The following is a 13,939-nucleotide window of genomic DNA, read 5'->3' as shown; positions in this document are numbered from 1 at the left end:
ACGCGGCGGGCCGGCAGGGGACACACCCCTCGCCGGCCCGCCGCGTTGTCGGTGCCACCCGATAGCCTGCACAAACAGTTGAGCGAAGGAGGGGTGGCGTGCGCGTTCTGGGGGTGGACCCGGGGCTGACCCGGTGCGGTATCGGCGTCGTCGAAGGCGTCGCCGGGCGCCCGCTGACCATGCTCGGCGTCGGTGTCGTCCGCACCCCCGCGGACGCGGACATCGGCCACCGCCTCGTCGCGATGGAACGCGGCATCGAGGAGTGGCTGGAGACCCACCGCCCCGAACGGGTCGCCGTGGAGCGCGTGTTCAGCCAGCACAACGTGCGCACGGTGATGGGCACGGCCCAGGCCAGCGCCGTCGCCATGCTCTGCGCGTCCCGACGGGGCATCCCGGTCACCCTGCACACCCCCAGTGAGGTGAAGGCCGCCGTCACCGGCAGTGGCCGCGCCGACAAGGCCCAGGTCGGAGCCATGGTCACCCGGCTGCTCCGGCTCGACGCCCCGCCCAGGCCGGCCGACGCCGCCGACGCCCTCGCCCTCGCCATCTGCCACATCTGGCGGGCCCCCGCCCAGAACCGCCTCCAGCAGGCGGTCGCCGCACACCACGCAAGGAAAGGCCACACCGCATGATCGCCTTTGTCTCCGGCCCGGTCGCCGCCCTCGCCCCGACCACGGCCGTGATCGAAGTCGGCGGCATCGGCATGGCCGTGCAGTGCGCGCCGAACACCCTCTCCGGGCTGAGGGTGGGTCAGGAGGCCAAACTGGCCACGTCGTTGGTTGTCCGGGAGGACTCGCTGACCCTGTACGGCTTCGCCGACGACGACGAGCGGCAGGTCTTCGAGCTGCTCCAGACCGCCAGCGGGGTCGGCCCGCGCCTCGCCCAGGCCATGCTCGCCGTGCACTCGCCCGACGCACTGCGCGCCGCGGTGGCGTCCGGTGACGAGAAGGCCCTCACGGCGGTGCCGGGCATCGGCAAGAAGGGCGCGCAGAAGCTGCTGCTGGAGCTGAAGGACCGGCTCGGCGAACCGGTCGGCGCCCACATCGGCCGGCAGGGTGTCGGCACCGCGGTCACCGCGTCCTGGCGCGACCAGCTGCACGCCGCCCTGATCGGGCTGGGTTACGCCACCCGCGAGGCCGACGAGGCGGTGGCCGCCGTCACGCCGGAGGCGGAGGCGGCGGGCGGCGACCCCCAGATCGGCCGGCTCCTCAAGGCCGCCCTCCAGACCCTGAACCGCACCCGATGACCCCCCACCCGTGCGGCCCCGCCGCCATGACCACACGAGGCAATCCGCAGTGAACTGGGACGACGACACCGACACCAGCAGCACGCCGGCCGCCGGCGCCGCCGACCGGCTCGTCGAGGCGTCCGCCGACGGGGAGGACCAGGCCGTCGAGGCGGCCCTGCGGCCCAAGTCGCTCGACGAGTTCGTCGGTCAGGAGCGGGTGCGTGAGCAGCTGGACCTGGTGCTCAAGGCCGCCCTGGCCCGCGGCGCCACCGCCGACCACGTCCTGCTGTCCGGCGCCCCCGGCCTCGGCAAGACCACCCTCTCCATGATCATCGCGGCGGAGATGGGCGCCCCCATCCGCATCACCTCCGGCCCCGCCATCCAGCACGCCGGCGACCTCGCCGCCATCCTCTCCTCCCTCCAGGAAGGCGAGGTCCTCTTCCTCGACGAGATCCACCGGATGTCCCGGCCGGCCGAGGAGATGCTCTACATGGCGATGGAGGACTTCCGCGTCGACGTCATCGTCGGCAAGGGTCCCGGCGCCACCGCCATCCCGCTGGAGCTGCCGCCCTTCACCCTCGTCGGCGCCACCACCCGCGCCGGCCTGCTGCCGCCCCCGCTGCGCGACCGCTTCGGCTTCACCGCCCACATGGAGTTCTACGCGCCCGCCGAGCTGCGGCGCGTCATCCACCGCTCCGCCCAGCTGCTGGACGTCGAGATCGACGCCGACGGCGCCGCCGAGATCGCCGGCCGGTCCCGCGGCACCCCCCGCATCGCCAACCGGCTGCTGCGCCGCGTCCGCGACTACGCCCAGGTCAAGGCGGACGGCCTGATCAACCGTGACATCGCCGCCACCGCGCTCAAGGTGTACGAGGTGGACGACCGGGGCCTGGACCGCCTCGACCGGGCCGTGCTGGAAGCCCTGCTCAAACTGTTCGGCGGCGGACCGGTCGGTCTGTCCACCCTCGCCGTGGCCGTCGGCGAGGAGCGCGAGACGGTCGAGGAAGTGGCCGAGCCCTTCCTCGTACGGGAGGGCCTGCTGGCCCGTACCCCCCGCGGCCGGGTCGCCACCCCCGCCGCCTGGACGCATCTCGGCCTCGTACCGCCGCGGGCGAGCGGCCCGGGAAGTGGACAACCGGGGCTCTTCGGGGCGTGACGGCGAGGAGACTCGCCGGGGCAGGAACCGCGGTGCCATGCTGGGCGTTGTTCCAATGATGCGGACTCGCCTAGACTCCGCCGATGCCGACCCTTCAGGCCGGCGTACCCACCCCCGAAGATCAGGCCGCGGCACTCCCCGCGACCGTGCGAAGGATTTGTCGTCCCGTGAGTATCGTGACTCTCCTGCCGTTCATCGTCCTCATCGGGGCCATGTTCCTGATGACCCGCTCTGCGAAGAAGAAGCAGCAGCAGGCGGTGGAAATGCGCAACCAGATGCAGCCCGGAACCGGCGTACGGACGATCGGGGGGATGTACGCCACCGTCAAGGAGGTCGGCGACGACACGGTCCTCCTGGAGGTGGCTCCGGGAGTCCACGCCGTGTACGCCAAGAACGCTGTCGGGGCCGTCCTTGACGACGACGAGTACAACCGCATCGTTCACGGCGACGGTGACCTGAAGAGCGACACCCCCGTCGTGCCGGACGACGCCTCCTCGCTCACCGGGGCCGACGACGTCGACACCACCGTCACCGACGACACGAAGATCGACCTGGGCAAGAAGGACGTGGCCGACGAGGGCGGGACCGCCCCGGAGGCCAAGGACGCCAAGGCCGACGACAAGCGCGACGGCGACACCGACGCGAAGTAAGGCCTGCAGAGGGACCGCGGCGCCGACCGGCGTGCGCGGTCCGTCACGTGCCGACACACGCGGGGGATTCCCCACACCACTTCGTGGCCGCCTCGACGCCCACCAGGCGTAGCGGCGGTTGGACAGGGAGAAACGAGAAGGTGGCAGCACCCAAGAAGGGCCGAGGGGCGGCATCGGGGGGGCAGGGCAGGCCGGGGCGCGCCCTGGCCCTGATCCTGATCGCCATGGCCGCGCTGACGGGCGGCATGTTCTGGTCCGGGCACACCACGCCGCGACTGGGCATCGACCTGGCCGGCGGTACGACGATCACGCTCAAGGCCGAGGCCGAGCCCGGCAAGGAGAGCGCGGTGAACGAGACCAACATGAACACCGCGGTCGGGATCATCGAGCGCCGTGTCAACGGCTTGGGCGTCTCCGAGGCCGAGGTCCAGACCCAGGGCCGCGAGAACATCATCGTCAACATCCCCAAGGGGACGAACTCGCAGCAGGCCCGGGAGCAGGTGGGTACCACCGCCCAGCTCTACTTCCGACCCGTGATCGCCGTGGCCCCCGGCGGCCCGGTGAAGCCGGAGCCCTCCACGAGCCCCACGCCCAGTGCCTCGCCCTCCGGCAAGGGCGGCGACGACGAGGTGACCGCCCCGTCCGGTACGCCGAGCCCCAGCGCCACCACGCAGGGCCGTGCCCTCACCGACGCGCTGAAGGCCCCGACGCCCACCCCGAGCGGCTCCGCGTCCGGCACGCCGAAGACGCCCGGGACTCCGCAGCCGACGCCTTCCGGGGACGCGGCCGCCGCGGAGAAGCTCCAGGCGCAGTTCGTCGCTCTCAACTGCACGGACAAGAAGGCCCGCGTCGCGGCCGGCGACAACGCCAAGCCCAGTGAGACGACCATCGGCTGTGGCAAGAACGCCATCGGCGAGTGGGAGAAGTACATCCTCGGCCCGGCCGAGGTCGACGGCAAGGACGTCGACGACGCCCAGGCGGCCATCGACCAGCGCAACGGTCAGTGGATCGTCCAGATGGAGTTCACCGACAAGGGCTCCAAGAAGTTCCAGAAGATCACGAGCCGGCTCTCCCAGCAGCAGCCGCCGATGAACCAGTTCGCCATCGTCCTCGACGGCGAGGTCGTCTCCGCGCCCTCGGTCCGTACGACGCTGAGCGCCAACGCCGAGATCTCCGGCAGCTTCGACCAGGAGTCCGCCCAGGACCTGGGCAACATCCTGAGCTACGGCGCGCTGCCGCTGAGCTTCGAGGAGCAGAGCGTCACCACCGTCACCGCCGCGCTCGGCGGAGAGCAGCTGAAGGCCGGCCTCATCGCGGGTGCCATCGGCCTCGCGCTCGTCGTGATCTACCTGGTGGTGTACTACCGCGGTCTGTCCGTCGTCGCCCTACTCAGCCTCCTCGCCTCGGCGATCCTCACGTACACGCTGATGTCGCTGCTCGGCCCGGCCATCGGCTTCGCGCTGAACCTGCCGGCCGTCTGCGGTGCGATCGTCGCGATCGGTATCACCGCCGACTCCTTCATCGTGTACTTCGAGCGCATCCGTGACGAGATCCGAGAGGGCCGTACGCTCCGTCCGGCCGTCGAGCGGGCCTGGCCGCGTGCCCGGCGCACCATCATGGTCTCCGACTTCGTGTCCTTCCTCGCCGCCGCGGTGCTCTTCGTCGTCACCGTCGGCAAGGTCCAGGGCTTCGCGTTCACCCTCGGTCTGACCACGCTGCTCGACGTCGTCATCGTCTTCTTCTTCACCAAGCCGGTGATGACACTCCTCGCGCGCAGGAAGTTCTTCGCCGACGGCCATTCCTGGTCCGGTCTGGACCCGAAGCGGCTCGGCGCGAAGCCCCCGCTGCGTCGCTCTCGCCGCATGCCCGCCCCCATCGACCCGAAGGAGGCGTGAGATGTCGCGTCTCGGCACCATCGGCGCCAGGCTGTACCGCGGCGAGGTCGGCTACGACTTCGTCGGCAAGCGGATGATCTGGTACGGCGTCTCCATCCTGATCACCATCACCGCGATCGTCGGGCTGGCGGTGCAGGGCCTCAACATGGGCATCGAGTTCAAGGGCGGTGCCGTCTTCACCACCCCGAAGACGAGCGTGTCCGTCCCCCAGGCCCAGGAGTACGCGGAGGAGGCCTCCGGCCACCCCGCGATCGTCCAGCAGCTCGGCAACGGGACCCTGCGCATCCAGCTCAGTGAGCTGAACACGACGCAGGCCGACTCGGTGGCCACGGAGCTCGCCCAGGACCTGGACGTGCCCAAGGGGCAGATCGCCTGGGATCTGGTCGGCCCGAGCTGGGGTGAGCAGATCGCCAACAAGGCGTGGACCGGCCTCGGCGTCTTCATGGTCCTCGTCGTGATCTACCTGGCGATCGCCTTCGAGTGGCGTATGGCCGTCGCCGCGCTGATCGCCCTGATCCACGACCTGACGATCACCGTCGGTGTCTACGCCCTGGTGGGCTTCGAGGTCACCCCGGGCACCGTGATCGGTCTGCTGACCATCCTCGGTTACTCCCTCTACGACACCGTCGTCGTCTTCGACGGTCTGAAGGAGGGGTCGAAGGACATCACCAAGCAGACCCGCTGGACGTACAGCGAGATCGCCAACCGGAGCCTCAACAGCACCCTGGTCCGTTCCGTAAACACCACGGTCGTGGCGCTCCTGCCGGTGGCGGGCCTGCTGTTCATCGGCGGCGGCTTCCTCGGCGGCGGCATGCTCAACGACATCTCGCTGTCGCTGTTCGTGGGTCTCGCGGCCGGTGCCTACTCGTCGATCTTCATCGCCACGCCGCTCGTCGCCGACCTCAAGGAACGCGACCCGCAGATGAAGGCGCTGAAGAAGCGCGTCCTCGCCAAGCGCGCCGCCCAGGCCGCCGGGAAGGGCGATCCCGCGGACGCCCCGGACATCGAGGCCATCGACGACCCGGACGACGAGCCGCAGGACGCCGCGCCGGCCGGAGCGGTCGTCGGCCAGCGCCGCCAGCCCATCCGGGGGCGGGGCAAGCGCCGATGACCGTCACCACGCGGGAACTGCTGCTCAGCCGCATCCGGGACGTCCCCGACCACCCCATCGCCGGGGTGACCTTCAAGGACATCACGCCGCTGCTCGCGGACCCGGAGGCGTTCGCCGCCCTGACCGATGAGCTGGCCGAGTTGTGCGTACGGCACGGCGCGACGAAGATCGTCGGCCTGGAGGCGCGCGGGTTCATCCTCGCCGCACCGGTCGCCGTCGCCGCCAAGCTGGGCTTCGTCCCCGTCCGCAAGGCGGGCAAGCTCCCCGGGGCGACCCTGTCGCAGGCGTACGAGCTGGAGTACGGCACCGCCGAGATCGAGGTGCACGCCGAGGACCTGCTCCCCGGCGACCGCGTCATGGTCATCGACGACGTCCTCGCCACCGGCGGCACCGCCGAGGCCTCGCTGGAGCTCATCCGGCGGGCCGGTGCCCAGGTCGCGGGCGTCGCCGTGCTCATGGAGCTCGGCTTCCTGGGCGGCCGCGGCCGCCTCGGGCCGGCCCTGGCCGGCGCCCCGCTGGAGGCGCTGATCACGCTCTGAGCGGCGTGCACACGGCACAGGAACGGGCACCCGCGCCACCGGGTGCCCGTTCCTGTGCCGCCACCCCCGGCCCCGGCCGACGTGCGCGCCCGGTCCGGCACCGTCCGAGGGCGAACGGCTCGCCCGAGGTCAGTACCATGGGATTCCGGGCCTGACCGGGGGACCCGGACCCGCACGAGGAGCGCTCTTGCCAGACGAGGCCCAGCCACTCTCCGCCGCGAAGCCCGACCAGCAGGCCGACAAGGCCGCGGCGCCCCCAGCCACGCCCGCCGACAAGGCCGCGCAGAACAAGGTGGCGGACGCGAAGACGGCCGCGCCGCAGCGCGCGCAGGGCCCCGCCCCCGTCTCGGCCCCCAAGCCCACGCCGCCCGCCGCCGCCCGCTCCGGCGGCTCCTCCAACCGCGTGCGCGCCCGCCTCGCGCGGCTGGGCGTCCAGCGCTCGTCGCCGTACAACCCGGTGCTGGAGCCCCTGCTGCGCATAGTCCGCAGCAACGACCCGAAGATCGAGACGTCGACGCTCCGCCAGATCGAGAGCGCCTACCAGGTCGCCGAGCGCTGGCACCGGGGCCAGAAGCGCAAGAGCGGCGACCCGTACATCACGCACCCGCTCGCCGTCACCACCATCCTCGCCGAGCTCGGCATGGACCCCGCGACCCTGATGGCGGGCCTCCTCCACGACACCGTCGAGGACACCGAGTACGGCCTGGAGCAGCTCCGCAAGGACTTCGGCGACCAGGTCGCGCTCCTCGTCGACGGCGTCACCAAGCTCGACAAGGTGAAGTTCGGTGAGGCGGCGCAGGCCGAGACCGTGCGCAAGATGGTCGTGGCCATGGCCAAGGACCCGCGCGTCCTGGTCATCAAGCTCGCCGACCGCCTGCACAACATGCGCACGATGCGCTACCTCAAGCGGGAGAAGCAGGAGAAGAAGGCCCGCGAGACCCTCGAGATCTACGCGCCGCTCGCCCACCGGCTGGGCATGAACACCATCAAGTGGGAGCTGGAGGACCTCGCCTTCGCGATCCTCTACCCCAAGATGTACGACGAGATCGTCCGCCTCGTCGCCGAGCGGGCCCCCAAGCGGGACGAATACCTCGCCATAGTGACCGACGAGGTCCAGGCCGACCTGCGGGCCGCCCGTATCAAGGCCACCGTCACCGGCCGCCCGAAGCACTACTACAGCGTCTACCAGAAGATGATCGTCCGCGGCCGGGACTTCGCGGAGATCTACGACCTGGTCGGCATCCGCGTCCTCGTCGACACGGTCCGCGACTGCTACGCCGCCCTCGGCACCGTCCACGCGCGATGGAACCCGGTCCCCGGCCGGTTCAAGGACTACATCGCGATGCCGAAGTTCAACATGTACCAGTCGCTCCACACGACGGTCATCGGCCCCAACGGCAAGCCCGTCGAGCTGCAGATCCGCACCTTCGACATGCACCGCCGCGCCGAGTACGGCATCGCCGCGCACTGGAAGTACAAGCAGGAGGCCGTCGCCGGCGCCTCCAAGGTGCGCACCGACGTGCCGAAGAAGGCCGGCAAGGACGACCACATCAACGACATGGCGTGGCTGCGCCAGCTGCTGGACTGGCAGAAGGAGACCGAGGACCCCAGCGAGTTCCTGGAGTCGCTGCGCTTCGACCTGTCCCGCAACGAGGTCTTCGTCTTCACCCCGAAGGGTGACGTCATAGCGCTGCCCGCGGGCGCCACCCCGGTGGACTTCGCGTACGCCGTCCACACCGAGGTCGGCCACCGCACCATAGGGGCGCGGGTCAACGGCCGGCTCGTACCGCTCGAGTCGACCCTCGACAACGGCGACCTGGTGGAGGTCTTCACCTCCAAGGCCGCCGGCGCCGGCCCGTCCCGCGACTGGCTCGGCTTCGTCAAGTCGCCGCGCGCCCGCAACAAGATCCGCGCCTGGTTCTCCAAGGAGCGCCGCGACGAGGCGATCGAGCAGGGCAAGGACTCCATCGCGCGTGCCATGCGCAAGCAGAACCTGCCGATCCAGCGCATCCTCACCGGTGACTCACTGGTCACCCTGGCACACGAGATGCGCTACCCCGACATCTCGTCGCTGTACGCGGCCATCGGCGAGGGGCACGTCGCCGCCCAGGGCGTCGTCCAGAAGCTGGTGCAGGCCCTCGGCGGCGAGGAGGCCGCCAGCGAGGACATCGCCGAGTCCGCGCCGCCGTCCCGTGGCCGTGGCAAGCGCCGCGCCAAGGCCGACCCGGGTGTGGTCGTCAAGGGCGTCGAGGACGTCTGGGTCAAGCTCGCCCGCTGCTGTACGCCGGTGCCGGGCGACCCGATCATCGGCTTCGTCACCCGTGGCAGTGGCGTATCGGTCCACCGCGCCGACTGCGTCAACGTGGACTCGCTGTCGCAGCAGCCCGAGCGGATCCTCGACGTCGAGTGGGCGCCCACCCAGTCCTCGGTCTTCCTGGTCGCCATCCAGGTCGAGGCCCTGGACCGCTCGCGGCTCCTGTCGGACGTCACCCGCGTCCTGTCCGACCAGCACGTCAACATCCTGTCGGCGGCCGTCCAGACCTCCCGCGACCGGGTGGCCACCTCCCGCTTCACCTTCGAGATGGGCGACCCCAAGCACCTGGGGCACGTCCTGAAGGCGGTACGGGGCGTGGAGGGCGTGTACGACGTGTACCGCGTGACGTCGGCCCGCAGGCCCTGACCGAGCAGCGAGAAGGGCCTCCCCGCCGGGGAGGCCCTTCTCCGTGGCGCGTCAGCCGCCGAACTCCTGCAGCCCCTTCAGCGCCTGGTCCAGCAGCGCCTGCCGGCCCTCCAGCTCACGGGCGAGCTTGTCCGCCTTGGCGTCGTTGCCCGCCGCACGGGCCGCGTCGATCTGCTTCTGCAGCTTGTCGACCGCGTCCTGGAGCTGACCCGTCAGGCCCGCCGCACGCGCGCGTGCCTCCGGGTTCGTACGACGCCACTCGGCCTCCTCGGCCTCCTGGATCGCCCGCTCCACGGTGTGCATCCGGCCCTCGACCTTCGGACGGGCGTCGCGCGGTACGTGACCGATCGCCTCCCACCGCTCGTTGATGGACCGGAACGCCGCACGGGCCGCCTTGAGGTCCGTCACCGGGAGGAGCTTCTCCGCCTCTCCGGCCAGCTCCTCCTTCAGCTTGAGGTTCTCGCCCTGCTCGGCGTCACGCTCGGCGAAGACCTCGCCGCGTGCCGCGAAGAAGACGTCCTGGGCGCCACGGAAGCGGTTCCACAGGTCGTCCTCGTGCTCGCGCTGGGCCCGGCCGGCCGCCTTCCAGTCCGCCATCAGCTCGCGGTACCGGGCGGCCGTGGCACCCCAGTCGGTGGAGCCGGACAGCGCCTCGGCCTCGGCGACCAGCTTCTCCTTGACCTTGCGGGCCTCCTCGCGCTGCGCGTCCAGCGACGCGAAGTGCGCCTTGCGCCGCTTGGAGAAGGCCGACCGGGCGTGCGAGAAGCGGTGCCAGAGCTCGTCGTCGGACTTCCGGTCGAGGCGCGGCAGGCCCTTCCAGGTGTCCACCAGGGCCCGCAGCCGGTCGCCGGCGGCCCGCCACTGCTCGCTCTGTGCCAGCTCCTCCGCCTCGGCGACCAGCGCCTCCTTGGCGTGCCGGGCCTCGTCGGTCTGCTTGGCCTTCTGCGCCTTGCGCTCCTCGCGCCGCGCCTCCACCGTCCCGACCAGCTTGTCGAGCCGCTGGCGCAGCGCGTCGAGGTCGCCCACGGCGTGGTGCTCGTCCACCTGATGGCGGATGTGGCCGATCGCGGCCATCGCGTCCTTGGCCGACAGGTCGGTGGTCTTCACCCGCTTCTCGAGGAGGCCGATCTCGACAACCAAGCCCTCGTACTTGCGCTCGAAGTAGGCCAGTGCCTCCTCGGGAGATCCGGCCTGCCACGATCCGACGACCTTCTCGCCGTCGGCTGTACGCACGTACACGGTGCCCGTCTCGTCGACGCGGCCCCACGGGTCGCTGCTCACAGCGCCTCCTCCACATGATGCCGACGAGGGCGGTCGCCCCCGGGCATCGTCCACAGTTTCCTGACGGGCCTCGCCCGCCCTCCACAACGCGGCAGTCGAAACCACGCTGCACAACGCCAATCTAGGCGACCGGCCACCCGGCTGTCCGCACTCAGCGCGACCGAATTCGCCGGTTCACGCCGTGAGCCACGCACTGACTCACGGCGTGGCTCACGCCTTGTCGACGGTGGCCTTCTCGATGGTGACGGCCTTCTTGGGCGCACCGTCCTGGGCGCCGCCCTCGACCCCGCCCCCGGCCACCTCCTGGACGGCCTTCAGACCGGCCGCGTCCATGGTGCCGAAGGGGGTGTACTGCGGAGGCAGCTTGGTGTCCTTGTACACGAGGAAGAACTGGCTGCCACCGGTGCCGGGCTGCCCCGTGTTGGCCATCGCCACCGTGCCGGCCTTGAACGTCACCGCGCCGTCGGCACCCGGCTTGCCCAGGGAGGCGAGGTTCTCGTCCGGGATGGTGTAGCCGGGGCCGCCCGTGCCGTCGCCCTTGGGATCGCCGCACTGGAGCACGAAGATGCCCTCCGTGGTCAGGCGGTGGCACTTCGTGTTGTCGAAGTACTTCTTGTCGGCGAGGTGCTTGAACGAGTTCACCGTACGGGGCGTCTTCGCGGCGTCCATCGCGATCGAGACGGCACCGTGGTTCGTGGTGAGCGCCATCGTGTACTTCGCCTTGGTGTCGACGGCCATCTTCGGCTCGTCCGCCTCCGGCTCGGAGGAGGACTGCGCGCCCGGTGACGAGGAGGGGAACTCGATGGGCTTCTTCGCGTCCGCGGCGGACTCGGTGCGGAAGTTCGTGTAGGCCCCGGCGCCCGCCACCAGTGCCACGGCGACAGCGGCGACGATGATCCTGGTACGCCGCTTGGCCTTGCGCTGCGACTCCTCACGGCGCTTCTGCTGCCGCTCGAACTTCTCCCGGGCGAGCTGCCGCCGCCGCTGATCGCTGGTGACCACCGGGTCTTCTCCTTGTCGGTCGTCTGTTCCTGTCCTGGCCGAGTGTGCCCGTACCGTATACGGGTTGGCTGTGGAATGAGCAGCGCCGGTAGGCTCTGATCTGCTGCATTCCTCACCGGACGACGCGTGCCGGACGACTCTTTAAGGACGATCGTGCTCATTGCCGGGTTCCCCGCCGGGGCCTGGGGGACCAACTGCTACCTGGTCGCCCCCGCCGCAGGCGAGGAGTGCGTGATCATCGACCCGGGCCACCAGGCCACCCAGGGAGTCGAGGAGACGCTCAAGAAGCACCGGCTCAAGCCGGTGGCCGTCGTCCTGACCCACGGCCACATCGACCACGTCGCCTCCGTCGTCCCGGTCTGTGGCGCCCATGACGTACCCGCGTGGATCCACCCCGCCGACCGGTACATGATGAGCGACCCGGAGAAGGCCATCGGCCGCTCCATCGGCATGCCGCTCATGGGTGAGCTGACCGTGGGGGAGCCGGACGACGTCCACGAGCTGACCGACGGGGCGAAGCTGAGCCTCGCGGGTCTGGAGCTGACCGTGTCGCACGCGCCCGGCCATACCAAGGGGTCGGTGACCTTCGGGATGCCCGAGGCCGCGGACGTCCCGCCGGTCTTCTTCTCGGGCGACCTGCTGTTCGCCGGCTCCGTCGGACGCACCGACCTGCCGGGCGGTGACATGGCCGAGATGCTCGAATCGCTGGCCCGCGTGTGCCTGCCGCTCGACGACTCGACCGTGGTGCTGTCCGGCCACGGTCCCCAGACGACCATCGGCCGTGAGCGCGCCACCAACCCCTACCTGCGCGAGGTGGCGGGCGGCCAGGGAGCGGCCCCCGCTCCCCAACGAGGAATGTGACGAGAGAAGCCCCGTGAGTACCTTCCAGGCCCCCAAGGGCACCTACGACCTCCTGCCGCCGAGTTCCGCGACGTACCTCGCCGTCCGCGAGGCGATCTCCGCGCCGCTGAGGAACTCGGGCTACGGGTACGTCGAGACCCCCGGCTTCGAGAACGTCGAACTGTTCGCCCGCGGTGTCGGCGAGTCCACCGACATCGTCACCAAGGAGATGTACGCCTTCGAGACCAAGGGCGGCGACAGGCTCGCCCTGCGCCCGGAGGGCACCGCGTCCGTACTGCGCGCGGCGCTGGAGGCCAACCTGCACAAGGCGGGCAACCTCCCCGTGAAGCTCTGGTACTCGGGCTCGTACTACCGCTACGAGCGCCCCCAGAAGGGCCGCTACCGGCACTTCTCGCAGGTCGGCGCCGAGGCCATCGGCGCCGAGGACCCGGCGCTGGACGCCGAGCTGATCATCCTGGCCGACCAGGCCTACCGCTCGCTCGGCCTGCGCGACTTCCGCATCCTGCTGAACTCGCTGGGCGACAAGGAGTGCCGCCCCGCCTACCGCGAGGCGCTCCAGGACTTCCTGCGCGGGCTCGACCTGGACGAGGACACCCGCCGCCGCGTCGACATCAACCCGCTGCGGGTCCTCGACGACAAGCGCGCGGACGTCCAGAAGCAGCTGGCGGGCGCCCCGCTGCTGCGGGACCACCTGTGCGACGCGTGCCGCGCGTACCACCAGGAGGTGCGCGAGCTGCTGTCGGCGGCGGGCGTCGCCTTCGAGGACGACGAGAAGCTGGTGCGCGGCCTGGACTACTACACGCGGACCACGTTCGAGTTCGTCCACGACGGTCTCGGCTCGCAGTCGGCGGTGGGCGGCGGCGGCCGGTACGACGGGCTCTCCGAGATGATCGGCGGGCCGGCCCTGCCGTCGGTGGGCTGGGCGCTGGGCGTGGACCGTACGGTCCTGGCGCTGGAGGCCGAGGGCGTGACCCTCGACCTGCCGGCCACCACGAGCGTGTTCGCCGTCCCGATCGGCGAGGAGGCCCGGCGCCGGCTGTTCGGCGTGGTCACCCAGCTGCGCAAGGCCGGGGTCGCGACGGACTTCGCGTACGGCGGCAAGGGGCTCAAGGCCGCGATGAAGGCCGCCAACCGCAGTGGCGCCCGGTACGCGCTGGTGCTGGGGGAGCGGGATCTCACCGAGGGCGTGGCCCAGCTCAAGGACATGGAGTCTGGCGAGCAGGAGCCGGTCGCGCTCGACGCGATCGTCGAGAAGCTCGGCTCCCGCCTGGCATGACGCACAAGGACACCCTGGTTCCGGCCGGGGTGTCCTTATGTCCACCGAACGGCGGACAGCAGCGGCCGTGCGGCAGAATGTCCACTGCCTCACCCCTCCCGCACCGACCGAGTGATGGAACGGCCCCACATGACGACTCCAGCGGTTGACGACGCCTCCTCCGACCACGGCACGACGGCCGTCGGCAGCAGTCGGGCGTTCGCGTGGATGCTGGTGGTCACGGGTGCGGCGGGGCTGCTCGCGGCGTGGGTGATCACGCT

The 13,939-nt window shown here is 70.8% G+C and carries 12 protein-coding genes and 1 pseudogene; 11 read left to right on the top strand and 2 right to left on the bottom strand.

The genetic code is table 11. The annotated features are described in order from the left end of the window. Window positions 1-98: 98 nt before the first annotated feature. The 8 genes from ruvC to ABD347_RS18080 all read left to right on the top strand — a co-directional run bounded on the left by ruvC (window position 99) and on the right by ABD347_RS18080 (window position 9,259). On the top strand, window positions 99-632 hold the full coding sequence (gene ruvC / locus ABD347_RS18115) for a crossover junction endodeoxyribonuclease RuvC (RefSeq protein ID WP_344362456.1): 534 nt from the start codon (window positions 99-101) through the stop codon (window positions 630-632). Then, entirely contained in the window at window positions 629-1,246 is a 618-nt protein-coding gene (ruvA, locus tag ABD347_RS18110; RefSeq protein ID WP_344362453.1) for a Holliday junction branch migration protein RuvA, read from the top strand. Before ruvC ends, ruvA begins: the two co-directional genes overlap by 4 nt. A 49-nt stretch (window positions 1,247-1,295) precedes the next feature. Then, window positions 1,296-2,384: a Holliday junction branch migration DNA helicase RuvB gene (gene ruvB / locus ABD347_RS18105; RefSeq protein WP_344362451.1), complete on the top strand. Its 1,089-nt coding sequence runs from the start codon at window positions 1,296-1,298 to the stop codon at window positions 2,382-2,384. 167 nt (window positions 2,385-2,551) lie between these two features. Further along, window positions 2,552-3,034 carry a preprotein translocase subunit YajC gene (yajC, locus tag ABD347_RS18100; protein ID WP_344362450.1) on the top strand — a complete coding sequence of 161 codons (483 nt, stop codon included), beginning with the start codon at window positions 2,552-2,554 and terminating at the stop codon, window positions 3,032-3,034. Window positions 3,035-3,174: 140 nt separating this feature from the next. Next, the gene (gene secD, locus ABD347_RS18095; protein ID WP_344362447.1) at window positions 3,175-4,929 is read left to right on the top strand and encodes a protein translocase subunit SecD; all 1,755 of its coding nucleotides are present in this window, start codon (window positions 3,175-3,177) and stop codon (window positions 4,927-4,929) included. A gap of 1 nt (window position 4,930) precedes the next feature. Continuing rightward, a complete protein-coding gene (gene secF / locus ABD347_RS18090; protein ID WP_344362446.1) occupies window positions 4,931-6,040 on the top strand; it encodes a protein translocase subunit SecF in 1,110 nt (369 codons plus the stop codon). Next, window positions 6,037-6,579: an adenine phosphoribosyltransferase gene (locus ABD347_RS18085; RefSeq protein WP_344362444.1), complete on the top strand. Its 543-nt coding sequence runs from the start codon at window positions 6,037-6,039 to the stop codon at window positions 6,577-6,579. The genes secF and ABD347_RS18085 overlap by 4 nt, the downstream gene beginning before the upstream one ends. Before the next feature lie 187 nt (window positions 6,580-6,766). Next, complete coding sequence (locus ABD347_RS18080; protein WP_344362442.1) at window positions 6,767-9,259, top strand: RelA/SpoT family protein; 2,493 nt, start codon at window positions 6,767-6,769, stop codon at window positions 9,257-9,259. Window positions 9,260-9,310: 51 nt separating this feature from the next. Here the strand turns inward: ABD347_RS18080 and ABD347_RS18075 are convergent, their stop codons facing one another. Then, entirely contained in the window at window positions 9,311-10,540 is a 1,230-nt protein-coding gene (locus ABD347_RS18075; protein ID WP_344362440.1) for a DUF349 domain-containing protein, read from the bottom strand. 210 nt (window positions 10,541-10,750) lie between these two features. Then, on the bottom strand, window positions 10,751-11,542 hold the full coding sequence (locus ABD347_RS18070) for a peptidylprolyl isomerase (protein WP_344362437.1): 792 nt from the start codon (window positions 11,540-11,542) through the stop codon (window positions 10,751-10,753). A 153-nt stretch (window positions 11,543-11,695) separates the two neighbouring features. On the opposite strand from ABD347_RS18070, the gene ABD347_RS18065 reads away from it, so the two are divergent. The 3 genes and pseudogenes from ABD347_RS18065 to ABD347_RS30715 form a co-directional block, all read left to right on the top strand. Next, window positions 11,696-12,403, top strand: a complete 708-nt coding sequence (locus ABD347_RS18065) for an MBL fold metallo-hydrolase (protein ID WP_344362436.1) — start codon at window positions 11,696-11,698, stop codon at window positions 12,401-12,403. Between the two features lie 13 nt (window positions 12,404-12,416). After that, window positions 12,417-13,679, top strand: coding sequence for a histidine--tRNA ligase (hisS, locus tag ABD347_RS18060; protein ID WP_344362434.1), 1,263 nt, complete (start codon window positions 12,417-12,419; stop codon window positions 13,677-13,679). A gap of 129 nt (window positions 13,680-13,808) precedes the next feature. Beyond that, window positions 13,809-13,939: pseudogene (locus tag ABD347_RS30715) on the top strand (vitamin K epoxide reductase family protein); the annotation flags it as partial.

The organism is Streptomyces gobitricini (genome assembly GCF_039532985.1).
In the GTDB taxonomy this organism is placed as follows: domain Bacteria; phylum Actinomycetota; class Actinomycetes; order Streptomycetales; family Streptomycetaceae; genus Streptomyces; species Streptomyces gobitricini.
This window is presented reverse-complemented; position numbering and strand designations above follow the sequence as displayed.